We start from the raw sequence: 24709 nt of genomic DNA, 5'->3' as shown, positions 1-24709 counted from the left end.
AGTGCTGTAATGGAAGAAAGAAATTGTCTCATATTAACTCAATACAGAAATGACAGTGATTACAATGATTTCATTGGAAAATACTATCATTTTCCAGCGACAGACAAAAAGAACTATTTAAATCAATTCAGTTCTCTTCCGATTGAAGTTGTTTATTATGAACCGGACAAAAAGGGAGATGGTGTTTTTTATGGTTATGGAAGAATAACAAAGAGACCTTTTATTGACAAAAAAACTCCCGATCATTACTTCGTTGAAATTTCCGATTTTAAACCTTTCTCAAAACCTGTTTCTTTTAAAAATTCTGAAGGAGAAATTCTTGAAAAACTTTACAATTCGGAATTCTACAATTATAATAATGCTGTCAGAAAAATAAACCCGGAGTTTTTGGATGAATTGTGCCTTGATGGTGGAATAGTTTTAAACTTCAAAGCCGATGCACACCTCGTTGAGGTTTTAGGGGAGCAACTTATCGAATCAGAAAAGGTTGGCATTCTAGAATTGATTAAAAACAGTTTGGATTCTGGGGCATCCTATTGCAATGTTCGCATTGAAAAAATTAAATCAATACCAAAAACGGATGAAAAAGAAAATAGATTCAATCAGTTTGAAGGCCCGGTAATAGTAATTGAAGACGATGGTGTTGGAATGACGAGAGAAGTTATTGAAAATGGATGGTTAAGACCTGCAACAACATTAAAAACAAATTTAAAGGAACAGTTAAAGAAAGAAAAATTAAAAGCGCTTGAAACAGGCAAGTTAAGTAATTATGAATCTTTGCTTGCTCAATTAAAATCTCAGTATAAAGGAAGAATTCCTTTGGGTGAAAAGGGAGTTGGAAGATTTGCGACTCATCGTTTAGGAAAACATCTTTTAATTATCACAAAAACGGCAGATATAGATTATGAATTAGTGTTGAAAATAAATTGGGATGATTTCAACCAATCTAGTCCTAATACTTTAACAGATTTAAGTTCTGTTGGTGTTTCGTTGACAAGACAACCCATAAGCCGAGATTATGGAGATAGTAACTCAGGAACACAATTGATTATTTCTGGAGGACGAGAAAATTATTCATGGAGCAGTGAAACAATTTATGATATAAATTACTCCATTACACAGCTTAATACACCAAATCCAAATCCAAATAAAATTCGTCCTGCTTTCGTTGTTAATTTCTCTTGCCCTCAATTAGGAGAATTACCTCAAGAACCGTTTCATAAAAATTTCACTCCAATTTTTTCATACTATGGTTTAGTAAATGCTGAGGGTATCATTGAGGAAACTACAATTGAGTTTAATCCTCCTCACAATATCCCTATTCCACCGGAAACTATAACCTACAAAAATTACGATCTCAAAGTTGGAAATGCCTATTGGCTGAAGCATGGGAAGCCGAAATGCGGCTCTTTCTATTTTCATTTTGATATTTGGTATCGAGATAAAGAGTGGATTGAAGGACCGGATTCCAAGGAGTTTTTCACGTATCTTGAAAGCAATGGTGGTATTTCTATTTATAGAGACAATGTTTTGATACTACCTGCCGAATGGGCAAATAAAACAGATTGGTACGGGTTAAGGCAAAAACAAATTAAGCAGGCATACCGGCTTTCATATTATCATATGATTGCCAATATAGAAATAGACCAATTGGACAATCCTCAACTTATTGATAAAACAAGCAGGGAAGGTTTATTAGAAAACAGACAATTTCAAGATCTCCGCGAAATGGTACTCGGTGTTGTTAATTTGGTTGAGCAAAGCTACATCGCATTTAGAGATAAATACACGTCATTAACGAAAGGAATAACAAGAGACCCGGTAAAGCTTAATGATGTAATTAAGCAACAAAGAAAATTGTTGCAAAACATTGACGAAAATTATCCGGTTGAACAAGACCCTTATTCACTATTTCATCAAATTGTGGACAATGTCAGCGGCAGGAAAGAAAGGCTAATTAACCTAGATAACTCACTAAAAAATCTAAAGTCAAGTCTGGAGTTAATTGAAGAAATTCAGGATTTGCTCAAAGAAAAGGCAGCCTATGGAATTTCAGTAGCAGTATCTGTTCATGAAATTGCGAAAATTACCGCAAACTTCTATTCCGGCATTTCAGAAATGCTTAAAGCAAATGTGATTGATAAGGTAAAACTGGAAGACTTGAAAAAAACCTCTGCCTCACTTCAATCAGAATTAAAAAGATTAAGCCCATTACGAGCAATTCGCAATGAGAATCGCATAGAATTTCCTATTTCTCGTTCGATAAAATTTGCATCTGAAGTTTTCAAAAGAAAATTAGAGGAATTAAATATTGACTTCTCCTTTAATGAAAAAGAGGACTTTATTGTTTACGGAAGATATGGAACGATGAATCAAGTTTTAAGTAACTTATTTGACAATAGTGTTCATTGGCTTCAGTTCAGCCCAAGCCCCGATAGAAAAATCGAAATAAAACTAAACGCAAAGAAGAGAACAATGGTATTTGCAGACAATGGCCCTGGTATTTCGGAAGCTATTAGGCCATATCTATTTGAGGCGGGATACAGTTTAAAAGTTCCCCCAAGCGGGCTCGGCTTATACATCTGTAAATATTATATGCAAGCCATGAAAGGTGACATATATGAAACCCATAATAGAGAAAAGCTAAAAGGCTTCGATAATGGTGCTCAGTTTACACTTGACTTCGAGAAAGTTCCTTCACAAAAAGAAAAAGCGATATGAGTTACGAAATCTGTTATATAGACGATAAAATACTTCCGGAAGGCGGAATTGTGGCTAACGAAACCGGTTTAATATCAAAAGGAGAAATTTCCGGCTTGATTTCACAGGATTCATGGGCAGAACCGACCGTGAAGAGATTTTTATCAGCAACAATTGCGAAATCAAATAAGTTCAAGCAAATACAATTTTCCGGCTTCACGCATCCGAATTTTTTTCTTAACCATATTACCAACTCGAATTATCAACCTAATTCAATAATTCTTGATTGGGATTACGGTGAATCAAAAGCCGAGGAAACAATACAAGAAATTATTGCTCGCACTACAAGTAAAATTTTTATTTTATCCGGCAATGAATTGGAATCTGATATAGAGGACGTATTAAATCCAATCCGCCAACAATACAATGACAGACGACTTGAAATATTTTCAAAAAGTATTCACGAAGAGGATGAGAAGACTCAGGAAAATCTATTAGAAACTTTACTGTCTGATTTAACAAGCATTTCAGAAGATAAAAGATACCACGATGTTAATGTAAAGTTTTATCCATCGTCCTTTCTCCCATCATTTGAGTTATTTTGGATGGCAGAATCCATTCTCGGCAGTGATTTTATTATTTCCTTTTTCTCAAAAAATAACCCGGAAATCTCGCATTTATCTATTGAAAAGATGTTCGAAGAATCAAATGTCAAGTTTTACATCAATGCTAAAAACACAAGGATTTATTCAGAGAATGGAATTACTCTCAGTGAGTTTTATAATGATAAGGACAAGCTGAAGCCTATAACTGCTATTTATGCAATAAAGAATTATGATTTATCAATACTTGAGACAGCTTTTGAAAAAGGCTCGTCTAAAACATTTCAAAATCATGAAGGATAATTGTAAAGAAATATTACCCACAATTGGTCAAAAAGTTCCACCACAAAGAAGTGTTGAGTTTGGCGAAGATGCGCTATGTAAATCGTATAACGCATCCCAGAATGGATTTCCGGAAGACATTGTTTATGCCGATACCATTGATCAGATTAAAGATGAAATTGATTTGTCAGCAAAAAAAGAATATGATAAAATTCAAAAAAGACGAAGGTACTTATGGGTAATTAGTGAAGACAAAATAAATATCGCATATGAAGCACTTCCTTCTGAGGCAGAAAGAGGCTGCATTTGTCACACTAATGTAACAGGAAAGAAAGATGCAATTATTGGGGGTGAATTATGGTTCCTAAAAGAAAATGAAACCTACACACTTCAAATTAACTTTTCTTCGGGGAGATACCCGATAAAAAAGCAAGTTGAGTTAACCCAAAAAAGTCCTGACGAAATTATTAGCAACGTAGTTGCTCTTTTTAAGTGTGTAGGATATACAAATATTAATTTAATACAGAATTAAATCATGGAGCTATTGTCAATTGATATCTTCAGTGGTTGTGGGGGCTTAACAGAAGGAATGCACCAAGCCGACTTTAAAACTAAAATTGCTTTTGAAATTGATGAAATTGCATCAAAAGCATATCGGTTGAATCACCCCAATACAACTGTAATAACAAAGGATATTCGCAAAGTTTCAATTGCTGAAATCAAACGACAGCTGAAAGGAAAAAAAATTCATTTGTTAGCAGGTTGTCCGCCCTGCCAAGGTTTCAGCTCAATTAGAAGGTTAAACCGAGTTGAACCGGTTGATGATGAAAGAAACAACTTGATAATGGAATACGTTCGTCTTGTAAAGGCTCTAAAACCTTATACCATAATGATGGAAAATGTTCCCGGTCTTATCCATTATGATCTATTTAAGAAAGCGTTGAAAATCTTAAATGAAGCGGGTTACAAGTGGATTGACTATAAAGTTGTAAACGTAAAAAATTATGGCGTTCCACAAAGTCGGAGAAGGTTGGTATTAGTTGGCTCCAGACTCGGTGAAATTAGCGTTGCAAAACCCATTGATGAAAAGAAAACAGTTAGGCACGTTATTGGAAATTTACCTTTACCTGAAAACTCTAAAGACCCAATTCACAAAATATTTCCTGTCCATACTCCCGAAGTCCAAAAACGAATTGAATTGACTCCGAAGAATGGAGGAAGCAGAAAAGACCTACCAAAGAAATATTTACTAAAATGCCACGAAGCGGAGAATGTTGGATTCAATGATGTTTACGGTAGATTACGTTGGGATGATTATTCAACAACAATTACCGGAGGATGTTTAAATCCATCTAAAGGGAGATTTTTGCATCCAGAACAAAATCGTTGTATTTCTGCCAGAGAAGCGGCATTACTTCAATCATTTCCCGCTAACTATAAGTTTCCAGTCGACACACCAAGAACAAATTTAGCTTTGCTTATTGGTAATGCCTTACCGCCAAATTTCAGTTTCATACAATCCGAGAATATCAAACAACACATAATTTCACATCTTGGCTGACATCTTTACAAAAAGAAAACGCAGCCAAATTATGGCTTCAATTTCCGGTAAGGAAACCAAACCGGAAATTTCAGTCAGAAGTTTTTTGTTCAGACAAGGGTTTAGGTTTCGAAAAAATGTAAAGACACTTATTGGGAAACCCGACATTGTTTTGCCCAAGCATCAGACAATAAATTTCATACATGGGTGTTTTTGGCACGGACACAATTGTAAGAGAGGCACAAAACCGACATCAAATATCGAGTTTTGGAATTCTAAAATTCAGGGTAATATTGATCGAGACAAAAAAACAACCAGTCAATTAAAAAAAATCGGCTGGAGAGTAATAACGATATGGGACTGCGAACTAAAAAACAAAGAACGATTTGACAGTTCAATGAAAAAACTAAATGGGAAACTCAATGCAAAATAGCAACCGCACAGGTGTAAGCACATTTGCAAGCCGCACAAGCCCAAGCACAGACCAAAGCTTGCAAAAGAGCTTCCACCTTTCCTGCCCAGACAAAAGTGAATTAAAATATTTTCCTTCTCTTCTGAAAATAAAAAATACGTAACCCCACAACCGACCCTCAATGACAAGACAAATCAAGAATGACAATGGTTTGCAGACACGGTGGACAAAAGGCCAGCTTACAACAACCAAGGCTTCGTTGCGTCCGCAGGACGGACAATGAAGCCGCTGTTGCACGGAACCCCGCTATCGCGGCGCCGTGCAGGTGACTATGGAGGTTGAATAAGGCAGGTATGGATGGGGGACGATCAGGATGAGCTCCTAAGAGGCAGGATGTTCGCCGGATTTGGCGGGTGATGATTCAGTAAAGAAGTCATCAGGATAATTTCACAGGTTGTTTTTAAGTAAGGGTCAATACAAGCTCAGCCCGGCCTGCAGGTGTTTTTTTCAATGAAGTAATGATGGTGTCAATAGTTCCTTATGGCGCTTTGGCGGCCCCCAGTGGTCGAAGCGCAGGATGGTTTTCATCAGCGCTTTTTTGCAACAGGGACAGAGCACTTCGGGAGCCTTGCTGCGGATATGCCGGATCAGGGTGAGGGCCCGGCCCAGGAGTTGCAGCATGATCCGCGGGATGGACACGGCTTTGCGTCGGCTGGAGAGAATACCGTAGTGCCGGTTGCGCACAAAGCCTTTGGGCAGGATGTGTAGGGCAAAGCGGCGAATGAATTCCATGGGCTCCAGGTCCATCACCTTGTGAGAGCTGCCATCACGGTAGTCCTTGTACCGGAAGCGGACAACTTGCTTGCTTACCGATAGCAGCCGGTGGTTACTGATGGCGATCTTGTGGGTGTAGCGACCCAGATAATCGATCACCGATTCGGGTCCGGCAAAGGGCCCGATGAAGTATGACTTCCTGGGTTTTACACTACAACCCGTCATGCGCCGTATCAACGGGCGGGAGTTGCTGATGCCGGGAACGTTCGTGAGCATCCGATCCAAGACCGCGATCCGGGAAAAGTTCAGGAAGCTGGAACTCCACAAGCGGCGCAAACCGTTTGAGGAACTGGCCCGTGAGCTGAACCCGCTGATTGCAGGCTTGATCAGTTACTTCCATAGGTTTTGGGAAGGAGGGATGCGCGACGTCTGGAACCAGCTCAGCCACCGACTGCTGAAATGGGTGAAATGGGAAAAGGGATTGTACAAGTACGCCTCGCTGCGCTGGCTGCGGTCGTGCTATAAAGCCAACCCCGACCAGTTCACCCATTGTAGATTGGTGCAACCTTGACTATCTTAGTCAGTGGTAAAAGAATACAAAGAGCCGGATGAATCGAGCGGTTCACGGCCTCCCGATAGCTATCGGGACTATTGAAAGCACGGGGCGAGATTCCCCGGCCTGACTCGATTGAAAGCGCCCCCTTCCCCAACCTCAATGAGTAGAACATATAAAATAACGATATTATTCCTGTTAATTGCAGCTCAATCATTTTGTCAGGAAAATGATTTGTCTTTGACAAAAGACAGTGTAACAAATAAGATCGAAAGTGCATCAGCAGAAGAGCCGAAGAAGTACTACGTAAATAAGCCCAATAAAGATGCTATAGTTACTTTCACTAAGTATATTTCATGTTTTCGTTTCCCCGACATACTGGGCTCGTCGGCTCCAATTGAGTTCACAAAGCAGCATCTCAAAGGCGTTAAAAGCTTGAAGGTGGTAGATGACGGATTTTCTGTCCCTGTCTATTACGCGGAATTTGACACAGCAGGTAGGTATAAGAGAATTAACTACTATGAAGTTTATGCGTCTCCTCCCTATTATACACTGGTGTTTGATTATGACAAGAAGGAAAAGTTTGTCGAAGTAATTAACACCTATGGAAGTAAGCATGAACTCTTTTTGGAATTTTATGCAATTGAAGACACAATTGTTCAGAAGAGCATTTATAGCGATTATCCAACAATGATATTTCCAGATGCCTTCGATGTATACAAAAGAGCATTTTACAATAAAGAATTACAAATGTTTGACAGAAGCAAGGCTGTAGCATTGGACAAAAAAGCGCAGTACTGCATGAGCGAGGTCACACATTGTGCTTATTCAACCCTATCGAAAAATGTATACCGATATGATTACTCCTATGAAGTGGATCAGCGAAATGGATATGAGATGATCCATTACAATGACAAGGACCAACTGGTGAAAGTGGAGATCCATGAAGAGGGAGGCAGAGAGCGCCTGATAACTATTACGTACGAGTATTATGTCGATTAAAACTAAGGTAAGAGAAGTTTGAACCTTTCTTGCTTACAACAGGCAGTTTGGCACAAGCTCCCATTTTTATATGGATGTAGCCAAGGAGGGGGTGACGCTGCCAACCGCTTGGCCGAATGTCCCCACTTCAGATGATGAGTGGAATGTTAGGCTCACACAAAGCGTTAAGTGAAATAGTAATCGTTCCAGCGCGTATCCCGCCCGGCGGAATGTTACCACTACCATGGCTTGGCGATTTCTATGCCACTTGCAAGCCTTTCTTCACATAATTTCTCTTTTCCTTAACACAGGCGAATATGCGGTGTATAAGCTTGTTTCGGATGGCATTGATCACTAACATTTTGTTCTTTCCTTCTTTCACCCTTCGATCGAAGTAATCTTTAAACTCTCCGGACCTGCTGATCGAACTTAGGGACGCAAGGTGCAGCATGGTTTTCATTTCCTTGTCCGCAAGGTGGGATCTCTGCTTTTACCCTTCAGGCTTGTTCCGGATGTGTGCTCAAAGGGGCGACGCCGACATGACAGGCATATTTCTTAGCATCGATGATCTTATTGAACTCGTCAGTTGACACCAGGATCTTGGCAGCCGTGATTGGGCCGATATTCGGAACGGAAGTGATGTAGCTAAAAAGTTCCTTCAATTTTTCATCGCTAAGGATCACTTTGTGAATAGCTGCCGTCAAAGCTTTGATGTCGTTCTTCAGCGCTGCCAATGAGGATCGAAGCTTCGCTTTAAAGTAGCTAGATTCTTCTTTAAGCCAAGACCTGCCAGCTCTTCAATCGGGGTAATCAGGATAAGCTTTGCCTTAATGAGACGAGCTCTTTGTGATAGCAGGCTCTTTAAGGATTTGATGATTTCTCGAGACGGAATCCAGAGATTTGCTTGTTCCTGATGAAGGAAGGCATACTTTGCGATTCGGCCTGCATCAATCTTATCACTTTTCCCGCGGACCATACCGATTGACCTTTTTATCCGAAGTGCTGATTCTAACCAAACATGGAATCCAAGTTTGCAAAGCACTTCTACCAAGTGAATATTATAGACTCCCGTATGCTCCAGACAAACAAGTGTCTTTCGGGGATCGAGCTTTAGACTCTTGAAGAATAGTTGAAGCTTTTGGGACTGTTTTCCAAAGTCCCGTCGGACCGAACCTCGCCAAGAATGCGAAGTCGACCGTAGCTTTGCTGACGTCAATGCCGATGATGTGTTCAAATTTCATAGCTTTGGTTTTGAGTATCGTTAACACATTGAATATGCTCAAGTCCTTGATAACGGGTCGCGAGCCCAAATTTCTATCGGAGTCTTATTCAATGAACTGACAGGGGTTCCCAATCGCCAAATAGGTCTTACCTGGGAATGTGTTGGATCGCCCCTGTCAGTGTTAACTTATCTACAAGTTACATTAGATATCAACTCCCCCTAGAACCCCCTGTTTATAGTAGTAATAGGAGTGTAAGAATGGTGGAAGTAAAGCTAAAGGGAATGTTAAGCGCCGCACGAAGCGCTGAGCTAAGTGGATTCAGTTCCTGCGCGCATTCCGCCCGATGCACTGCAGCCGAAGGGCTTAGTTTTAAATTGGAAGGGCGGTGCGTTTTGGCGGAATGCGCGCTGCTGCTGCAGAACTATTTGCAATAGTGCGAAGGCGCTTAACATTCCCTTTAGCTTTACTTCCACCATTCTTACACTCCTATTACTACTATAAACAGGGGGTTCTAGGGGGAGTTGATATCTAATGTAACTTGTAGATAAGTTAACACTGACAGGGGCGATCCAACACATTCCCAGGTAAGACCTATTTGGCGATTGGGAACCCTGTCAGTTCATTGAATAAGACTCCGATAGAAATTTGGGCTCGCGACCCGTTATCAAGGACTTGAGCATATTCAATGTGTTAACGATACTCAAAAACCAAAGCTATGAAATTTGAACACATCATCGGCATTGACGTCAGCAAAGCTACGGTCGACTTCTTGCATTCTTGGCGAGGTTCGGTCCGACGGGACTTTGGAAAACAGTCCCAAAAAGCTTCAACTATTCTTCAAGAGTCTAAAGCTCGATCCCCGAAAGACACTTGTTTGTCTGGAGCATACGGGAGTCTATAATATTCACTTGGTAGAAGTGCTTTGCAAACTTGGATTCCATGTTTGGTTAGAATCAGCACTTCGGATAAAAAAGGTCAATCGGTATGGTCCGCGGGAAAAGTGATAAGATTGATGCAGGCCGAATCGCAAAGTATGCCTTCCTTCATCAGGAACAAGCAAATCTCTGGATTCCGTCTCGAGAAATCATCAAATCCTTAAAGAGCCTGCTATCACAAAGAGCTCGTCTCATTAAGGCAAAGCTTATCCTGATTACCCCGATTGAAGAGCTGGCAGGTCTTGGCTTAAAGAAGAATCTAGCTACTTTAAAGCGAAGCTTTGATCCTCATTGGCAGCGCTGAAGAACGACATCAAAGCTTTGACGGCAGCTATTCACAAAGTGATCCTTAGCGATGAAAAATTGAAGGAACTTTTTAGCTACATCACTTCCGTTCCGAATATCGGCCCAATCACGGCTGCCAAGATCCTGGTGTCAACTGACGAGTTCAATAAGATCATCGATGCTAAGAAATATGCCTGTCATGTCGGCGTCGCCCCTTTGAGCACACATCCGGAACAAGCCTGAAGGGTAAAAGCAGAGTATCCCACCTTGCGGACAAGGAAATGAAAACCATGCTGCACCTTGCGTCCCTAAGTTCGATCAGCAGGTCCGGAGAGTTTAAAGATTACTTGATCGAAGGGTGAAAGAAGGAAAGAACAAAATGTTAGTGATCAATGCCATCCGAAACAAGCTTATACACCGCATATTCGCCTGTGTTAAGGAAAAGAGAAATTATGTGAAGAAAGGCTTGCAAGTGGCATAGAAATCGCCAAGCCACGGTAGTGGTTAGCCGGTGCATTTTTGAGGATTTTGGCGGAATGCGCGCAGCTGCTACAGTACTACTTTCATTTTAGCCGGTCTGTTCGCCCATTGGAGATTGGAACAGCTGTGCTTATATTAGTGTGCAGTTCAAGATTACGAAGAACCATGTGAAGGGTGACAATCAGTCACGGTGCTGTGGAAAGGTCGGGATGAAATTCTCCGGCCCGATTCGAGAAAGCGCATTTAAAGAGGACACGCCAATGAAGCAATGCACACTTTTCATTGTTGTTTTCATTCTTCTTCTAACAGTTATCAGTGGTTGCAAATCAACGATAACCAATAAGCCACTTCCACCCCCAACAGAAAAAGACTTTCACGCTGACCAGAAGTGCTATCACAACGGGAAACTGACGGATTCGGAGCGGAGATCCACTTACCCGTTTGATAAAGCCGTCAGTATGGAGGTCATTTCCTTCGATTCGAAGTTGGGCAGGGCGCCAATCGATCAGGATACCATCGTTCATGCTAAGACCAGGGAGGCTGTGGTCTTATCCACCAATGAAATAAACAGACTTTCTGACATTTTATTCAACTACAACTATTCAAAAGAGACCAATTTGTTTTCGGAGACGACCGTGGGTTGCTATTACCCAAGACACGCAATTGTGTTTCTGGACAAATCGGAAAAAGTAATTTCCTACATAGAACTATGTCTGGAATGCAGTCAGGTCAAAACCAGCCTTCCTAAGGAAAGCACCGGACAGTTCTGCGAGGGCAAATACGATCTGCTCAGAACGTATTTCGTTTCAATCGGTATCCGGTATTTTGGTGACTGATTCCCCCCGCGGCGGAATCTTTCCACCACAAAGGAGGTGCGGAATGATTTGCGCCAGACAAGACGCTGAGTAAAGAAAGTCCCCTGCCGCCACGAATTCTGTTTCTTGCTCTGCAGCTGATGGGCTTCGTAGATTAAAAGACCGGAGCAATTTTATTGAATGTTCGTTGCTGCAGTTGCGCAATTTCGGCGGTCATGAAAATTCACCGACCTCATGACTTCACCGCGATGACGCGCACGGTATCAAAGAGATTGATCGGGATGCCAAAACTATTGAAGTTTTCCAACGCCCGGATGCGCAGTCCGGTCCTTCTGCCTACCTGATAGAACGCTAATCCCAGTGGTACGATCTTCCAGGGTGCTGAAACCGATCGTACTGTAAAGCCCGCCTTCGCGACCATGGCCGGAAGCGTTTTCGAGGAAAAGAAAAAGGTGTGCTGCGGGGGCGTCATCAGCCGCCAATTTGCTTTCATCACCCTGCTGAGCAGGGATCCATGATCGCCCGTAACGATCAAAATCACGCCGCCGGGATTCAGAGCAGAATATGCCAGCTCGAGTGTCCCCATCGGATCCGTCAGGTGTTCGATGACATCGAGCATGACCACAACATCAACTTTTCCGGTTTCGCGGAGAACGTCCTCGGTCAACGCTCCCTCGAATACCCGCAAACCAAGCGCTTCGGATTTCTGGACACCGGCCGTACTGACTTCCACCCCGTAGCAGGTAAAGTAAGCCGAGGCCTCACTCAAAAAATAGCCATAGGCGCTTCCCAGCTCCAGTAGTTTTTTTCCCTGCGGTTGAGGAATGTACTTCAGGATCTCGCGGACGATCTTTCTGAACTCAGCCCGCAGGATGGTCTCGGAAGATTCATAATCGCCATAGCCGTCGACCTGACCACCCTTGAAATAGGTTTCGTCGTAAATGGTGAGCGGGTTGAAATCGGCGGGCAATACCGTCGACACCAGGCCGCAGGAAAGACATTTTACGATCGGGAAGTTCTTCTTGACAAAAAGCAAACGATGGGATGTCGAGCTGCAAAGGTTGCACGGGAACTCGTAGGCTGTATCAGACAAGGTCTTATCGTTCATGTACAGGTCATTTTCTTAGCGCTTCCATGCTTTCCCTGGATGCGCTGACGCGTAGGAGCACGCTGGTCGGCGGAACGTACGGCTCAAGCTATCCAGCAGACAAGGTACTGAATCCGGGTTTGTCCATCAACAGCTTCGTGTAAGGAGAACAGCGGCCATGGCGAGGAAATTCTTATTTTGGGATGTATTCCTGGTGAGGTATGCGAGCAGGTGAATGCGAGCTTCGTATCCGCATGCGGGTGCAACAGCCGATAATCGACTACCTCAATCCTCGTGCATGAAACCTCAGGCAGCCGTCTTGTTACTTTTTATTTGCGGAGTGTGTTCCCCCGCCTTCGCGCAGATAAGCGTATCAGGCGTCGTGCTGGATTCCGTCACGCAGACGGCTTTGCCTTTTGTAAACATCGGTATCAGGGACAAGAACATCGGAACAGCGACGCTGTCCGACGGATCATTTTCGATTCACATCCCCTTGCAGTACGAGCAGGACACGCTGACCTTTTCCATGGTGGGATATGAGAAATGGAGTCTGCCGCTTCAGGATAGTAGCCGTGTTCATCAACAGACTTTTAAGTTGAAGCAACGGACAACTGGATTGAAACCGGTTACAATCACTACCAGCAAGCTGGTCGAACGGAGTTTTGGTATCAGGAACAGCAAAGCCCTGCTTCACTTTACAGACGGCAGCACCCAGCAACGGGATATTTTCGAAATAGCGCAATTGATCAAACTGGATACTGTCCTTTCCAGGATCACCTCGGTGAACCTGCACATCAATCAGGCGCGTCGCGACAGCGGTACGTTCAGGATCAACTTTTACGGGTATGATGGCAGCCGGCCCACCGAACGGATCCTGGAGAAGAGTATCGTACAAAAGAAGAGCATTCAGGAGGGCTGGTTGAAATTCGACCTGACGGCTTACGATGTTTATCTGAAGGGCAGGTTCATAGTTGCCCTTGAGTTTATCCCGACCGGCAGGAAAAGCGATCCCATTTACTACGAAGTCAAGCTCGGTGGTTCCGCGAAAAGTTTCCTCAGGACGAGCAGCCAGGGTGCCTGGAGTGTGCCACCGCATCATTATCGCCTCTTTGTCACCGCGCTTGTGGCGGATAAGAAAGGCAAGCAACAGGCGGAGCCGGAAGAAGACATCGAAACAAGCCCGACAACCGTCCTCTATTCCGAATCGGTGCGCGATTCGTTTTCGATTTTCGTTCGCTTGCCAAAGGAATACACCAAAGGGAAAGGCCGGACCTTTCCGGTCATCTACCTCTTGGATGCGAACGCGTATTTTGACCAGGTTGCCGATGCCATGGCGGAAACCAACGCGAACGCCATCCTGGTGGGTGTCGGTTACAAGGATGCCCTGCTCATGGATTCGCTGCGTGACCGGGATTATCTTTTTCCAAAGTCCGGCAACTGGGAAGGAGTATCAGACAGCGGCGGTGCGATCGGGTTCTTAAAGTTCATGGAAACGGAGTTGATGCCGTATGTGAATGCGACGTATCCAACGGATACCACGAATGAATCGCTCATGGGACATTCGTTCGGCGGCTACTTCGTTTTGTTTACGTTGCTGGAGACATTTCAGCGGAACAGTCATGCGTTTGAAACCTTCGTTTCCGCCAGCCCATCGCTCGATTATGCGCACCGGTATTTGCTGAAGCAGTTCGAGCAAATTACGGATGCATCCGGCTATCCGAAAAATGTGTTGGTGACCTACGGAGGCAATGAAGATCAAGAAGACGGAGGAATCGGTACGAAAGGAATCGACAATTTCCATTCCCTCACGGCGTTGCTTTCCGAGGGCAGACAGGCAAACATCCGGCTGAGCAGCGAAGTGTTTCCGACCTTCGGTCATATGGAAACGGCGCTTCCATCGTTTACCAGAGCGGTGAGAGAAATGCGTTAGTGCTTTGGTTGAGAAAATACGAACTTCGGTTCTTTGGGTTTTGCATCAGGCGTCTCGATACCGACAAGTCGGGAGTTCAATCGGGTTTATACAACTGTCCTATTCGAACCGATGAAACCGGAAGTGATTTGGACACAATTACCGGCAGGAAATAATTCCTGCATCCAGCAGGCGCAGAGCAAAAGAATTTAATGGCCAGCCATATGGTAAGATGAGCAAACCTGCATAGGAAGCACTTTGGAGTTTTGTCATTCCGTTTAATAGTCAACACTTTAGTGAACGGGAATCAAACCCCGGACTTATAGGAGGTCGGGCAGGAACTTTCATTTTACCAGGATGCGCGCTTTTATCATACCTTGAGTTTTAATTCAGGCCTTGCATGCCCGATGAGCGTTCATAGATATGCGTAAGTAAATTTGTCAATCTATAGCCATGAAAAAATTGCAATTCAACGTAAGCATTAAAGCGCCGGCCGAGAGAGTCTATGACCGGATGCTGGGTATCAGCAGTAAGCTGACCTACGAGCAATGGACCGCTCTGTTCAATCCGACTTCCACTTATGAGGGAAATTGGCAAAAGGGCAGCAAGATCTATTTCGTGGGTACTGACGAAAAAGGCGAAAGAGGCGGCCTGGTTTCGGAGATAGCGGATAATGTTCCGGGACGGTTTGTATCGATCCGGCACTACGGACTCGTGAGAGCGGATGCAGAGATCACGGAAGGGCCGGATGTGGAAAAGTGGGCGAACGGATTCGAGAACTATTCGTTTGTAGAATCCGATGGGGCCACGACCGTCACGGTTGAGCTCGACACGAACGATGATTTTTCAGAGTACATGAGCCAAACCTATCCCAAAGCCCTCGACAAATTGCGGGAGATCTGTGAAGCGTGAACCGATGTGATAGCGGAAGAGTTGGAAACCACGACTCCGACGCATTGGCAGTTCCGGTCCGAAAGCGCATTGATTGATTTCGATCACGCAGCACCGGATCCGCTTCCCGTTCGATCAACGTACGGCTGACAGCTTGCCGCGGACCATTGTATTTAACCAGTTTGAGATGCTGATTCCCATGAGATCAATCGCAGGAGTGATTTTTGGCGTAATGGCCCTGTTAAGTTCTTGTAAGGCGGGAAACGACACCCGGGAAAGCGAACAGGCGCTTGAAATCGCCATTGCGGATACGGTTTCCGGATTGGGCAACAGTATCTGGTATGTCTTTCAGGCAGTGAATGGAGACTACTGGTTCGGGAGTGATACGAGCGGGGTCTATCGGTATGATGGCAAAACGATCCTGAATTACACCACGAAGCAGGGATTGGCCGGTAACCGTATCCGGGGCATTCAGGAAGATAAGAACGGCAATCTGTTTTTTACAACATTGAGTGGGATCAGTAAATTCAACGGGAAGGCCTTCACTACACTGGAGAAAAGTGAGAATACCGAATCGGCCCGGCAGTGGAAGCTGCAACCCGAAGATCTCTGGTTTGGGATTCTTGGCAAGGATGGGGAGAAGGGACCGTACCGCTACGATGGCGAGCAGTTGTACAGCCTGGAATTCCCGAAACACGAACGCGAAGACGACTACTACCGGAGATTCCCGAATGTGAGCTGGAGCCCTTATGAGATCTATTCAATCTATAAGGACCATCGTGGAGTCATCTGGTTCGGAACGGGTAACTTTGGGATCTGTCGGTACGATGGGAAATCCCTTCGCTGGATGTATGAAGATCAATTAACCTATACACCGGAGGGCGGTTCGTTTGGGATCCGTTCCATCTTGGAAGACGTAGCGGGAAAGTTTTGGATATGTAACAGCCGGTACCGTTACACATTCTCTTCGGACAATGATAAGGGGGATAGTTTAGCTGTCCTTCACTATAAAAAAGAAAATGGGATTGATGGCATCAGGACGGCTGACGGGAGGGATCATATTTATTTTCTTTCCATCACACAGACTGACAATGGAGACTTGTGGATGGCCACTTACCGCGACGGGGCTTGGCGATACGATGGCAAGACCGCTACACAGTACCAGGTGCTGGATGGGACGGAGGAGATCACCTTATTCTCTGTTTATAAAGACAGACGAGGAGACATCTGGCTGGGTACACAGGGTCACGGTGTCTATAAGTTCAATGGCGTGGGCTTTGAGAGATTTCTACGATGAACTGGAAATGCGGAAAGTCGCTCGATTGGATTGGATATATGATCCGACGAATCATCACGACAGGAGTGCACCATATGGTAATGAAATTTCAATCACGCACCAGCAAGTTGAAGATGTTCTGATTTCATCCCAAAGTATCACTGGACTTCGGAGATGTTCAGTTACCGCACCCTGCATCAAGAACTACGTTGCAAGCGGAAACTGGCATGCAAGATGACCAATCAATAAGATGAAAGCCACACGACCGATACACCCGGACTTCCAGCATTTCCTCAAGTTCAAAGACAAGGAAGTGATCGACTTGTTTACCGATCTTCGGGAGTATATCCTGGAACTGTATCCGGACTCGAATGAACTCCTGTATCATACACACGCCCTGACAGCGGTTTTCTCCATTTCGGAAAAGTTGTCGGACGCTTTTTGCATGTTGCCGATCTATACCAAGCACCTGAACCTTGGTTTCAACAAGGGGACGCTGTTGAAGGATCCGCATCAGCTCCTGACGGGCACCGGAAATCTGATCCGGCACATCGATGTGAAGAAACCAGGTGATTACCGGAATCCGAAAGTGAAAGCCCTGATCAAAACAGCCATCGACTTTGCCATCAAGGATATGGAAAAGCCGACGAAATCAGTTGGCAAGACGATTTCCAAGATTGCGAAGAAGTGAAAACGGGTAGTATGGCGGGTGATTCATGATACGATCCCGGGTCTTGCAGCCTGTAAGCCGCGCAGGCGTTATAGCCTACCCTATTGCGCATCATGAAATCTAACCAGAGCAACTCGAAAACCAAGTTGACATATGAGAAAAGTTGTCGCTGCCTTCAACATGACCCTCGATGGGAACTGTGACCATACGGCGGGACTGCCGGATGAGGAGGTGCATCAGCATTATACGGATCTGTTGGACCGCAGCGATGTCATCCTCTACGGCCGAACGACCTATCAGTTGATGGAATACTGGCGGACATTTTTGGAAAAACCTTCCGGCGAGCGGACGATGGATGCGTTCGCGGCCGCGATCGACCGGATTCCCAAGATCGTGTTCTCCCGGAGCTTGAAGGAGGTGGATTGGAAGAGTGCCGGCCTGGCTGAACTTGAACTGAAAGAAACCGTCGAGCGTCTCCGGCAGCAACCGGGAAGGGATATCCTCATCGGAAGTCGAAGTCTGATCCAACAGTTGATGAAGCTGCGGCTGATAGACGAATTGCAGTTGTGCATTCACCCGGTCGTTGCCGGTAAGGGAATGTCGCTGTTTAAAGACATGGACCGGATCATCCTTCGGCTGGTCAACACAAAGCGGTTTGACGGCGGTGCTATTGTGCTATACTACAAGCTGGAAGCATCGTGAGGTGTAATGGAGCTTAGACTGGTTCCGGTAGGAAAGGTCAAGCGCTAATCGAAACGTATAAAATGAAACCGGTTTAGAGTGCTCATTACGCACATTGCATAGATTCACAATTTGAAGAATCGGACAAGAGCTACATCCAATGAACACATATCCGAAGGTGACTGTACGAAGCGCGAAGCTTCCGGACGACTTGGAATCCGTCAGAAAATTGTGGATGGACTACCTGAGTTGGGGTAACAATAAAATGCAGGAACTCTATGGTGTTCATCCGCATCATCCTGCGGAGACCGTGGAACAGGATATACGTCAGATCAGTAAGTTCCAGCCACCGCACGGTCAACTGCTGTTGGCAGTACATGAAGGCAGGGTTTGTGGACTTGGAAGCTTGAAGAGCATCAGCGCGGATGTCGGTGAAATCAAACGAATGTTCGTGGATCCGGGCCTCAGACGAATAGGGGCCGGCAGAGCCATACTGGAAGGACTCTTGACAGAGGCAAGAATGATCGGATACAAAACGGTCCGGCTCGACAGTCCCCGGTTCATGGAAGCTGCGCATGCACTGTATAGAAGTGTTGGCTTCCGTGATATTGATGCCTATCCGGAAGTGGAAATTCCGGAGGCCTTTAAAGCCTATCTGTTATTTATGGAGTTGGACTTAACCAAAGAACCGCAGTAAAGAATGACCGGTCCGTTTGGTGGCGTTTCTCCAGATTCAACAACAACTTCTTTTCTACCTTGCTGAAGTGTTCGTGAAAGGCATCCGGTATGAATTCACCGCCCCGCTTTGGCAGTATGCCGGAGCTGGCGGCTGGCATTTTGTTTCGCTCCCGAAGAAGATGTCGAAGGAGATCCGCAAGCTGTTACGATCGGAAGAGCAGGGATGGGGCCGGTTGCCGGCTACCGCACGGATCGGACAAAGCGAATGGAAGACGGCGATCTGGTTCGATACAAAGCAGGACACCTATTTGCTGCCTGTAAAGGGAGAGGTTCGGAAGTCGGAAGGGCTCATCGTCGACAAAAGTTTCAGCACGATCCTGTGGTTGTGAATCCTCTTTGATAGTGGTTGTGGCCTCCGAAAGCCGGATACTTCATGTTTGTCAGAGCCACTGAAACCGCTGTTTTTATACCCAACCACCGAATTTCTAATTAAATGCTGGTCTCTGGAGTCGCTGCTTTATTTCTTGGGCGCTGGCTTTGATTTTCGTGTTCGTCATGGGCTAAAAAAAAGCTTAGCAAGCCCGATTGTGTTGTAGGGAACGGACACTGAAGCAGGAGATAACTTGCAGGAAGGGAAGGAAATTACCTTACCTTAACGGTTCAGGGTAATGCTCTGCCAGGGACTGGCTTTTTTGTACAAACAAGAAACTAAACAGACCATGAGAAGGCTTCAACTTACGCTTTGGTTCGTATTGTTTACGGTCATTTCGCATAGCCAATGGTTGGGCGATGACTACTATGTACTCACATTTGAAGACACTGCCACACTGCCCCACTTGCGAATGGATTCAATATCGAATCGGAATGGCCTGTGGCAAGTTGGCAGTCCGCAAAAGGCTGTCTTCACTTCAGCCCAGTCACCTCCCAGGGTCATTGTCACCGACACTGTTCAGCCCTACCCGGTAAACGACACCAGCAGTTTTACCGTGGTGAATATTGCGAGCGGGTACGGTTGGCTGTATCCCCATACAGTAATGTTATCCGGATACTATCAGGTGCATTCCGATACGCTGACCGATTTTGGTACGATCGAACTTTCTCCCGACAATGGAACTACCTGGATTGATTTGATCAACGATACCTTATATTCCGCGTACTATCAGTGGTGGTCAACGGTACCGGTGCTAAGCGGGAATTCAAACGGCTGGCAGTACTTTTCTACCTGGCTGTCGCCACTCGGACCGTTATTCAATGTACAGCTCAACGATACGATCCTTTTTCGATTTACATTCATCAGCGATAGTATTCAGACAAACAAAGACGGTTTGATCTTTGACGATCTGGTTTTCGAGGATTGGATCGAAGGGGTTCCTTTCATACGAGACGATGACCGGGTATCCATTTATCCCAACCCGACCAATGAATGGTTGAGTTTGCGATGTGAGAGAGGGACGGGCGCGCGATCTGTTCAAGTCTTCAATTTTAACAGCGAACTGGTTTACGAGAGCCGGAATTTTTCGGAAGAAGGCCTGGAAACACGGCACCTTCCTGATGGTGTTTACTGGTTGAAATATTCCGACAATCGAATATTTGCAGTGAAGCGCTTCCTGGTTCAGCATTGAAAAGGCCAATTGGAATCGTTGCGCTGAACAATCATTATATATGCATGACATTCAGTAAATTAGGCCACATTCCCCAGAGCTAAACGGTATTGCGTTGAAATTTGAGTTTTTCGATAAAACACATATATTTATTGACAAACAATAAATATTTATTATATTTGCCGCAGCATTTATAATCATAAAGCGGCATGTCTAAGACAAATTCCCTCGTATTCAAGGCGTTATACATTATCGCCTGGCTCATCTTCGTCGGCTTGAGCATTGAGGCCGGTGGGCTGGTCGTCAATTTCTTCTTTCACCTGTACCGGCCCGACTTCGTGGTGAACCTTTACCAGAAGCTGGACCTGCGCGAGATGCTGACGCAAAGCAGGGCATCTTTCTTCGGGATCTACTCGCTGATCCTGTCGATAGCGCTGCTGAAGTCCTTCCTCTTCTACATTGTCATCCGCCTGATGCATACCATGAACCTGTCGAAACCCTTCGACCTTTTTGTTTCCAGTCAGATCCTGCGGATCAGTTATTTCACCTTGTCGGTCGGTTTTTTGAGTTATATCGCCCGGCAGTTTGCCAGGAATCTTCAGCAACACGGACTGATCACCGACGGGCTGCACCAGTTCTGGGAGGACAGTCAGGCCTTTGTGCTGATGGGCGCGGTGATCTACATCATCGCCGCCATCTTCAAACGCGGCGTGGACATTCAAAGCGAAAACGATCTAACCGTATAAGCCATGGCGATCGTCGTAAACCTGGATGTCATGATGGCGAAGCGAAAGATGTCGCTGAACGAACTGTCGGAAAAAGTCGACCTGACGCTCTCGAACCTTTCCATCCTCAAGACCGGAAAAGCCAAGGCTGTCCGCTTCAGCACGCTGGAAGCGATCTGCAAGGCGCTGAATTGCCAACCGGGCGATCTGCTCGAATATGTCGCCGACCGGGAAGGGGAGATCGAGTAAGTCAGCTGTTGCAACGGCCTGCTGGTATTTTCTTGTTTCAATCCGGAAGGATGGGCAGTCATTCATCCGAATACTTGCAAGTACCGCTTTAACAATTGGTCCAATGGAAATCGCCGGTAATACCCGACCTTCGGTGATATGGCCACACTCCATCCCCACATCAACTTCAACGGCAACGCACGGGAAGCTTTTGAGTTCTATCGTTCGGTCTTCGGTGGTGAGTTCAGCCGGATCCTGTACCTGAAGGAATTGGCGGGACCGGATGTTCCGATAGCGGACGAAGACGCCGACAAGCTCCTCCACATCGCCTTGCCGGTCGGCACAGGTATGCTGATCGGAAACGACGTTCCTTCCTTCCTCGGACGCGTGAATGAGCAGGAAAATCGCTCCAAGATCTCGGTCCGCGCCGTGAGCCGGGAAGAGGCGGACCGCTTGTATCACGGACTATCCCAGGGAGGAACTGTCGAGGCCCCGATCGGCGAAAGTCCCTGGGGAACTTATTTCGGTATGTTCCGGGATAAGTACGGCATTGAGTGGATCGTGGAGACGGAACGCTGAGCAAGTAACAGCTGGCGCGTCGCAGCCGGACTAATCAGCATGAAAGCACAACAGGAAATAACCCGCCACATCGCTACCCATCCCGAACCGAAGCGGAGTGAGCTGTCGACTCTGCATGAGTTGGTGTTATCGGTAGATCCAGGCTGCAAGTTGTGGTATTACGACGGAAAGGACGAACAGGGAAAAATCGTCGCCAATCCGACCATCGGGTACGGCACGCAGGTATTGCGCTATGCGAATGGCAAGACGCGGGAATGGTTCCGGATCGGGATCAGTGGCAACAAGACGGGGATTTCGGTTTACCTGCTCGGCATTGCGGATAAAGGGCATCTCGCGAAGGCTTACGGAAAGACGATCGGCAAGGCCAGTGTGACCGGTTATTGCATCAAGTTCAAAACGATCAGCGATATCAAATTGGACGTATTGGAAAAGGCGATTCGGTTCGGTATGGAGAATGGTAACTAGGTTGAAAGATGTCAGCATGAAACGAACGAGCATCAGGCTGTTACGGCTTCCACTACGCTTGTTGCTCTGGAGCCTCGTCATCCTCCCGCACTTTGCTGAAGGCAGGATGCCCATTGATTCGCTTTTGACGGGAAAGCAGGTGTATACCAGCACGGAGCCGATCGCGTTTACCGTCCACCTGAGTAAGGAAGCGCCCCCGGGAGCGAGCCGCATGATCCCGACCATGTCGTGTTCCTGCAGCGACCGTGATTTCTATTATGTCGTTTACCGCCTGGGCAAGGGCCGTGGATCTCGAAGCCGGACCGTATTTCTGAATCACTCGGAAGCCCCGACCGCCCCGCGTTGCCAGTGCAAGGTCCGGTACGCGAATTTCAAGGAAGGTGGAACCTGGTCCATTCCCGCGATCGAAAAGCGCGGGCGATACCAGATCGAGGTAAGGAGCAGCAGTTCGATTCTTAACTCGAATGTTTTTGTTGTTCGGGAATAGCTTTTCGATTCGGAACACAGCCATGGAGATCATATCCCGCAGATTGGAAATAGTAACTGCAAGCGCGCGCCGCTTTTTCAATCCAGATCCTGCCCTTAACTTAGTAATTCGTTAGCGTAATTTATGCAACAAAACGAGAAACAGCGTCAGCGCATCGCCACGATGACTTTCGCGTCGGTCTATCCGTTGTATCTTCAGAAAGTAACCAGGAAAGGCAGGACGGAAGCGGAACTTCGGGAGGTCATCAACTGGCTGACCGGTTATGATGGAAAGCGGTTGGATGCGGTGATACACGACAAGCTTACATTTGAGGCGTTCTTCCAACAAGCCAGGCTGCACCCCAATGCTCATCTGATCACCGGCCTCATTTGCGGCTACCGGATCGAGGAGATCGGGGATCCGTTGATCCGTCAGGTCCGTTATCTCGACAAATTGGTGGATGAATTGGCGAAAGGCAGGACGATGGAGAAGATACTGCGGAAGGCTTGAACCTGGCCTTCGTCGGGCACAGTTTCCATAAATGAATAACTTTCGTTCCGGGACTTGGCACGAACGAGTCAAATAATCTGAACTTTCAAGTCGCTAATGGTATGATGAAACACACGAGGTTCCTCTTATTTGCGATTGCCTTCTCACTGTTCGCCTGCAACTCTTCCACCATCAAGGAAAAGATCAACCAGGCCGGTGATGTGGCCGGGCAGACGGCAGGCGAATTTATCGAAGGCGCTTCGAAGGGCGTTCAGAAGGCGTTCGACGTGAAAGTCGAATTATCGGAAAGTCTGAAGAGCAAGGGCATTGAACTGGGAAAATCCACGGTTTCGAGCGACAGCCTCGGAACCGACAACCTCTTGTCGCAATACGTGATCTTCAACCAGGATTTTCCGGAGCGCTGACCGCACGGGTATTCGACAGCAGCGACAAGGAGATGGGTCGCGCTGCCGTCGAGGTGGAGGGAAAGCAAAAGGAAGCACGATTTATTGATTTCCGGTTCGATCCGCGTACGAATATTGACAGTAAGTGTCGCCTTAATGTCGAATGAATTGGGGTGCCGTACTTGGAGTACGAATCGCTCGATTTTTTATACCAATCCGACAGTTCGGATCTGATGGATAGAATCGCTTGCCGCAACATCATGGAAGCAAATGCTTGAATGCTGATAGTTCATTATCTTGCAGGAGCAATGGACTTGATTTCGCAGAACATATCTCAAATTCGTGCTTTGTGTGACCAGTATCACGTCCGGTATCTGTTTGCATTTGGCTCAGCAGTGAGAAACGACCTAAAAGCCGGAAGTGATGTAGATTTTCTTGTCGATTTTGAAAGTTCTGATCCAATCATTTACTCTGATAATTATTTTGCTTTAAAGTTCAATTTACAGCAACTTTTTGATAGGCCGATTGATTTGCTGGAGATGAAGGCACTAAGCAATCAGTTTATTAAGCAGCGCATTGATCAGACCAAAGTTCTGGTATATGGAAGAGGAAATTAACGCTTGGTTGGCTGATATTTTGAACGCCATCGGGGAGATCGAAGCGTTTCTTCCTGTAGAAAAGAACTTCTTAACCTTTCAAGAAGACCTGAGAACCAGGCGTGCTATCGAACGAAATATTGAGATTATGGGCGAATCGATGAGCCGGATCCTGAGAGTCCGTCCCGAGATTTCGATTTCCAGCGCACGAAAGATCGTTGATACACGAAATCGCATATCGCACGGCTATGATAGTGTATCGGCTGAAATTTTGTGGTCTATTGTCATTCGTGATTTACCTCTTCTCAAAAGAGAAGTACAATTGCTTTGCCTCCTAGCTAGGTCGGGAAGATCGCGAACATCTGTTTGGTTCTTCCGGTTA

General features: G+C 45.7%; 32 protein-coding genes. 28 read left to right on the top strand and 4 right to left on the bottom strand.

Translation table 11 applies throughout. The features are described from left to right. Window positions 1–9: 9 nt before the first annotated feature. Genes IPJ96_00160 through vsr form a run of 5 tightly spaced genes read left to right on the top strand, consistent with a single transcriptional unit; the run spans window position 10 to window position 5557 of the window. Window positions 10–2721 carry a sensor histidine kinase gene (locus tag IPJ96_00160; protein ID MBK7908775.1) on the top strand — a complete coding sequence of 904 codons (2712 nt, stop codon included), beginning with the start codon at window positions 10–12 and terminating at the stop codon, window positions 2719–2721. Next, window positions 2718–3605: a hypothetical protein gene (locus IPJ96_00155; GenBank protein ID MBK7908774.1), complete on the top strand. Its 888-nt coding sequence runs from the start codon at window positions 2718–2720 to the stop codon at window positions 3603–3605. The genes IPJ96_00160 and IPJ96_00155 overlap by 4 nt, the downstream gene beginning before the upstream one ends. Next, window positions 3595–4116: a hypothetical protein gene (locus IPJ96_00150; GenBank protein MBK7908773.1), complete on the top strand. Its 522-nt coding sequence runs from the start codon at window positions 3595–3597 to the stop codon at window positions 4114–4116. Before IPJ96_00155 ends, IPJ96_00150 begins: the two co-directional genes overlap by 11 nt. Window positions 4117–4119: 3 nt before the next feature. After that, on the top strand, window positions 4120–5145 hold the full coding sequence (locus IPJ96_00145) for a DNA cytosine methyltransferase (GenBank protein MBK7908772.1): 1026 nt from the start codon (window positions 4120–4122) through the stop codon (window positions 5143–5145). Then, window positions 5138–5557, top strand: coding sequence for a DNA mismatch endonuclease Vsr (vsr, locus tag IPJ96_00140; GenBank protein ID MBK7908771.1), 420 nt, complete (start codon window positions 5138–5140; stop codon window positions 5555–5557). Before IPJ96_00145 ends, vsr begins: the two co-directional genes overlap by 8 nt. A 486-nt stretch (window positions 5558–6043) precedes the next feature. Here the strand turns inward: vsr and IPJ96_00135 are convergent, their stop codons facing one another. After that, window positions 6044–6547 (bottom strand): transposase, encoded by a 504-nt coding sequence (locus IPJ96_00135; protein MBK7908770.1) that lies wholly within the window; start codon window positions 6545–6547, stop codon window positions 6044–6046. Here IPJ96_00135 and IPJ96_00130 point away from each other — a divergent pair. Beyond that, complete coding sequence (locus IPJ96_00130; protein MBK7908769.1) at window positions 6534–6881, top strand: hypothetical protein; 348 nt, start codon at window positions 6534–6536, stop codon at window positions 6879–6881. The two genes, IPJ96_00135 and IPJ96_00130, sit on opposite strands and share 14 nt — an antisense overlap. Window positions 6882–7103: 222 nt before the next feature. Further along, the gene (locus IPJ96_00125) at window positions 7104–7865 is read left to right on the top strand and encodes a hypothetical protein (protein ID MBK7908768.1); all 762 of its coding nucleotides are present in this window, start codon (window positions 7104–7106) and stop codon (window positions 7863–7865) included. 476 nt (window positions 7866–8341) lie between these two features. Here IPJ96_00125 and IPJ96_00120 read toward each other — a convergent pair whose 3' ends face one another. Both IPJ96_00120 and IPJ96_00115 read right to left on the bottom strand, forming a co-directional pair. After that, window positions 8342–8578 (bottom strand): transposase, encoded by a 237-nt coding sequence (locus tag IPJ96_00120; protein ID MBK7908767.1) that lies wholly within the window; start codon window positions 8576–8578, stop codon window positions 8342–8344. Then, on the bottom strand, window positions 8566–9078 hold the full coding sequence (locus IPJ96_00115; protein MBK7908766.1) for a transposase: 513 nt from the start codon (window positions 9076–9078) through the stop codon (window positions 8566–8568). Before IPJ96_00115 ends, IPJ96_00120 begins: the two co-directional genes overlap by 13 nt. 973 nt (window positions 9079–10051) lie before the next feature. Between IPJ96_00115 and IPJ96_00110 the strand changes: the two genes are divergently transcribed. The 4 genes from IPJ96_00110 (at window position 10052) to IPJ96_00095 (ending at window position 11603) form a co-directional block, all read left to right on the top strand. Beyond that, window positions 10052–10306 (top strand): hypothetical protein, encoded by a 255-nt coding sequence (locus IPJ96_00110; protein MBK7908765.1) that lies wholly within the window; start codon window positions 10052–10054, stop codon window positions 10304–10306. After that, complete coding sequence (locus tag IPJ96_00105; GenBank protein MBK7908764.1) at window positions 10294–10530, top strand: transposase; 237 nt, start codon at window positions 10294–10296, stop codon at window positions 10528–10530. The genes IPJ96_00110 and IPJ96_00105 overlap by 13 nt, the downstream gene beginning before the upstream one ends. Then, window positions 10476–10649 (top strand): transposase, encoded by a 174-nt coding sequence (locus tag IPJ96_00100; GenBank protein ID MBK7908763.1) that lies wholly within the window; start codon window positions 10476–10478, stop codon window positions 10647–10649. The genes IPJ96_00105 and IPJ96_00100 overlap by 55 nt, the downstream gene beginning before the upstream one ends. A 258-nt stretch (window positions 10650–10907) precedes the next feature. Continuing rightward, on the top strand, window positions 10908–11603 hold the full coding sequence (locus IPJ96_00095) for a hypothetical protein (protein ID MBK7908762.1): 696 nt from the start codon (window positions 10908–10910) through the stop codon (window positions 11601–11603). Window positions 11604–11814: 211 nt separating this feature from the next. Here the strand turns inward: IPJ96_00095 and IPJ96_00090 are convergent, their stop codons facing one another. Continuing rightward, entirely contained in the window at window positions 11815–12690 is an 876-nt protein-coding gene (locus IPJ96_00090) for a class I SAM-dependent methyltransferase (protein ID MBK7908761.1), read from the bottom strand. A gap of 277 nt (window positions 12691–12967) precedes the next feature. Here IPJ96_00090 and IPJ96_00085 point away from each other — a divergent pair, with 277 nt between their 5' ends. The 17 genes from IPJ96_00085 to IPJ96_00005 form a co-directional block, all read left to right on the top strand. Beyond that, window positions 12968–14599 carry a carboxypeptidase-like regulatory domain-containing protein gene (locus IPJ96_00085; protein MBK7908760.1) on the top strand — a complete coding sequence of 544 codons (1632 nt, stop codon included), beginning with the start codon at window positions 12968–12970 and terminating at the stop codon, window positions 14597–14599. Window positions 14600–15031: 432 nt separating this feature from the next. Next, window positions 15032–15490: an SRPBCC domain-containing protein gene (locus tag IPJ96_00080; GenBank protein MBK7908759.1), complete on the top strand. Its 459-nt coding sequence runs from the start codon at window positions 15032–15034 to the stop codon at window positions 15488–15490. A gap of 211 nt (window positions 15491–15701) precedes the next feature. After that, a complete protein-coding gene (locus IPJ96_00075; protein ID MBK7908758.1) occupies window positions 15702–16766 on the top strand; it encodes a hypothetical protein in 1065 nt (354 codons plus the stop codon). 229 nt (window positions 16767–16995) lie between these two features. Beyond that, on the top strand, window positions 16996–17436 hold the full coding sequence (locus IPJ96_00070) for a DUF1801 domain-containing protein (protein MBK7908757.1): 441 nt from the start codon (window positions 16996–16998) through the stop codon (window positions 17434–17436). A gap of 132 nt (window positions 17437–17568) precedes the next feature. Beyond that, the gene (locus tag IPJ96_00065; GenBank protein ID MBK7908756.1) at window positions 17569–18117 is read left to right on the top strand and encodes a dihydrofolate reductase family protein; all 549 of its coding nucleotides are present in this window, start codon (window positions 17569–17571) and stop codon (window positions 18115–18117) included. A gap of 139 nt (window positions 18118–18256) precedes the next feature. Next, window positions 18257–18793, top strand: a complete 537-nt coding sequence (locus tag IPJ96_00060; GenBank protein ID MBK7908755.1) for a GNAT family N-acetyltransferase — start codon at window positions 18257–18259, stop codon at window positions 18791–18793. An 82-nt stretch (window positions 18794–18875) separates the two neighbouring features. Beyond that, entirely contained in the window at window positions 18876–19163 is a 288-nt protein-coding gene (locus tag IPJ96_00055) for a DUF1905 domain-containing protein (GenBank protein MBK7908754.1), read from the top strand. A gap of 330 nt (window positions 19164–19493) precedes the next feature. Further along, complete coding sequence (locus IPJ96_00050; GenBank protein MBK7908753.1) at window positions 19494–20396, top strand: T9SS type A sorting domain-containing protein; 903 nt, start codon at window positions 19494–19496, stop codon at window positions 20394–20396. Window positions 20397–20584: 188 nt separating this feature from the next. Then, complete coding sequence (locus IPJ96_00045) at window positions 20585–21121, top strand: DUF2975 domain-containing protein (GenBank protein ID MBK7908752.1); 537 nt, start codon at window positions 20585–20587, stop codon at window positions 21119–21121. A gap of 3 nt (window positions 21122–21124) precedes the next feature. Continuing rightward, on the top strand, window positions 21125–21349 hold the full coding sequence (locus tag IPJ96_00040; protein ID MBK7908751.1) for a helix-turn-helix transcriptional regulator: 225 nt from the start codon (window positions 21125–21127) through the stop codon (window positions 21347–21349). Window positions 21350–21487: 138 nt separating this feature from the next. Beyond that, window positions 21488–21907 carry a VOC family protein gene (locus IPJ96_00035; protein MBK7908750.1) on the top strand — a complete coding sequence of 140 codons (420 nt, stop codon included), beginning with the start codon at window positions 21488–21490 and terminating at the stop codon, window positions 21905–21907. A 39-nt stretch (window positions 21908–21946) separates the two neighbouring features. Then, entirely contained in the window at window positions 21947–22372 is a 426-nt protein-coding gene (locus tag IPJ96_00030; protein ID MBK7908749.1) for a DUF1801 domain-containing protein, read from the top strand. A 16-nt stretch (window positions 22373–22388) separates the two neighbouring features. Further along, window positions 22389–22859, top strand: a complete 471-nt coding sequence (locus tag IPJ96_00025; protein ID MBK7908748.1) for a hypothetical protein — start codon at window positions 22389–22391, stop codon at window positions 22857–22859. A gap of 123 nt (window positions 22860–22982) precedes the next feature. Continuing rightward, complete coding sequence (locus IPJ96_00020; protein MBK7908747.1) at window positions 22983–23348, top strand: DUF2200 domain-containing protein; 366 nt, start codon at window positions 22983–22985, stop codon at window positions 23346–23348. A gap of 101 nt (window positions 23349–23449) precedes the next feature. Then, window positions 23450–23752, top strand: coding sequence for a hypothetical protein (locus IPJ96_00015; protein MBK7908746.1), 303 nt, complete (start codon window positions 23450–23452; stop codon window positions 23750–23752). Between the two features lie 287 nt (window positions 23753–24039). Next, window positions 24040–24348, top strand: coding sequence for a nucleotidyltransferase domain-containing protein (locus tag IPJ96_00010; protein ID MBK7908745.1), 309 nt, complete (start codon window positions 24040–24042; stop codon window positions 24346–24348). Then, a partial coding sequence (locus IPJ96_00005; protein MBK7908744.1) for a DUF86 domain-containing protein occupies window positions 24332–24709 on the top strand: 378 nt, incomplete at its 3' end. The genes IPJ96_00010 and IPJ96_00005, both read left to right, overlap by 17 nt.

It is taken from the genome of Bacteroidota bacterium, from assembly GCA_016713765.1.
GTDB lineage: Bacteria > Bacteroidota > Bacteroidia > AKYH767-A > 2013-40CM-41-45 > Pollutiaquabacter > Pollutiaquabacter aromativorans.
The sequence above is the reverse complement of the archived record's forward strand: the minus strand, read 5'-3'. Positions and strand labels throughout refer to the sequence as shown.

Coding starts and splice junctions, on each gene's coding strand:
- IPJ96_00130 (MBK7908769.1), top strand. CDS start 6,534: ATGCGCCGTATCAACGGGCGGGAGTTGCTGATGCCGGGAACGTTCGTG.
- IPJ96_00060 (MBK7908755.1), top strand. CDS start 18,257: ATGAACACATATCCGAAGGTGACTGTACGAAGCGCGAAGCTTCCGGAC.
- IPJ96_00160 (MBK7908775.1), top strand. CDS start 10: ATGGAAGAAAGAAATTGTCTCATATTAACTCAATACAGAAATGACAGT.
- IPJ96_00070 (MBK7908757.1), top strand. CDS start 16,996: ATGAAAGCCACACGACCGATACACCCGGACTTCCAGCATTTCCTCAAG.
- IPJ96_00010 (MBK7908745.1), top strand. CDS start 24,040: ATGGACTTGATTTCGCAGAACATATCTCAAATTCGTGCTTTGTGTGAC.
- IPJ96_00065 (MBK7908756.1), top strand. CDS start 17,569: ATGAGAAAAGTTGTCGCTGCCTTCAACATGACCCTCGATGGGAACTGT.
- IPJ96_00155 (MBK7908774.1), top strand. CDS start 2,718: ATGAGTTACGAAATCTGTTATATAGACGATAAAATACTTCCGGAAGGC.
- IPJ96_00015 (MBK7908746.1), top strand. CDS start 23,450: ATGATGAAACACACGAGGTTCCTCTTATTTGCGATTGCCTTCTCACTG.
- IPJ96_00075 (MBK7908758.1), top strand. CDS start 15,702: ATGGCCCTGTTAAGTTCTTGTAAGGCGGGAAACGACACCCGGGAAAGC.
- IPJ96_00020 (MBK7908747.1), top strand. CDS start 22,983: ATGCAACAAAACGAGAAACAGCGTCAGCGCATCGCCACGATGACTTTC.
- IPJ96_00035 (MBK7908750.1), top strand. CDS start 21,488: ATGGCCACACTCCATCCCCACATCAACTTCAACGGCAACGCACGGGAA.
- IPJ96_00145 (MBK7908772.1), top strand. CDS start 4,120: ATGGAGCTATTGTCAATTGATATCTTCAGTGGTTGTGGGGGCTTAACA.
- IPJ96_00050 (MBK7908753.1), top strand. CDS start 19,494: ATGAGAAGGCTTCAACTTACGCTTTGGTTCGTATTGTTTACGGTCATT.
- IPJ96_00090 (MBK7908761.1), bottom strand. CDS start 12,690: ATGAACGATAAGACCTTGTCTGATACAGCCTACGAGTTCCCGTGCAAC.
- IPJ96_00030 (MBK7908749.1), top strand. CDS start 21,947: ATGAAAGCACAACAGGAAATAACCCGCCACATCGCTACCCATCCCGAA.
- IPJ96_00040 (MBK7908751.1), top strand. CDS start 21,125: ATGGCGATCGTCGTAAACCTGGATGTCATGATGGCGAAGCGAAAGATG.
- IPJ96_00150 (MBK7908773.1), top strand. CDS start 3,595: ATGAAGGATAATTGTAAAGAAATATTACCCACAATTGGTCAAAAAGTT.
- IPJ96_00080 (MBK7908759.1), top strand. CDS start 15,032: ATGAAAAAATTGCAATTCAACGTAAGCATTAAAGCGCCGGCCGAGAGA.
- IPJ96_00110 (MBK7908765.1), top strand. CDS start 10,052: ATGGTCCGCGGGAAAAGTGATAAGATTGATGCAGGCCGAATCGCAAAG.
- IPJ96_00085 (MBK7908760.1), top strand. CDS start 12,968: ATGAAACCTCAGGCAGCCGTCTTGTTACTTTTTATTTGCGGAGTGTGT.
- IPJ96_00045 (MBK7908752.1), top strand. CDS start 20,585: ATGTCTAAGACAAATTCCCTCGTATTCAAGGCGTTATACATTATCGCC.
- IPJ96_00025 (MBK7908748.1), top strand. CDS start 22,389: ATGAAACGAACGAGCATCAGGCTGTTACGGCTTCCACTACGCTTGTTG.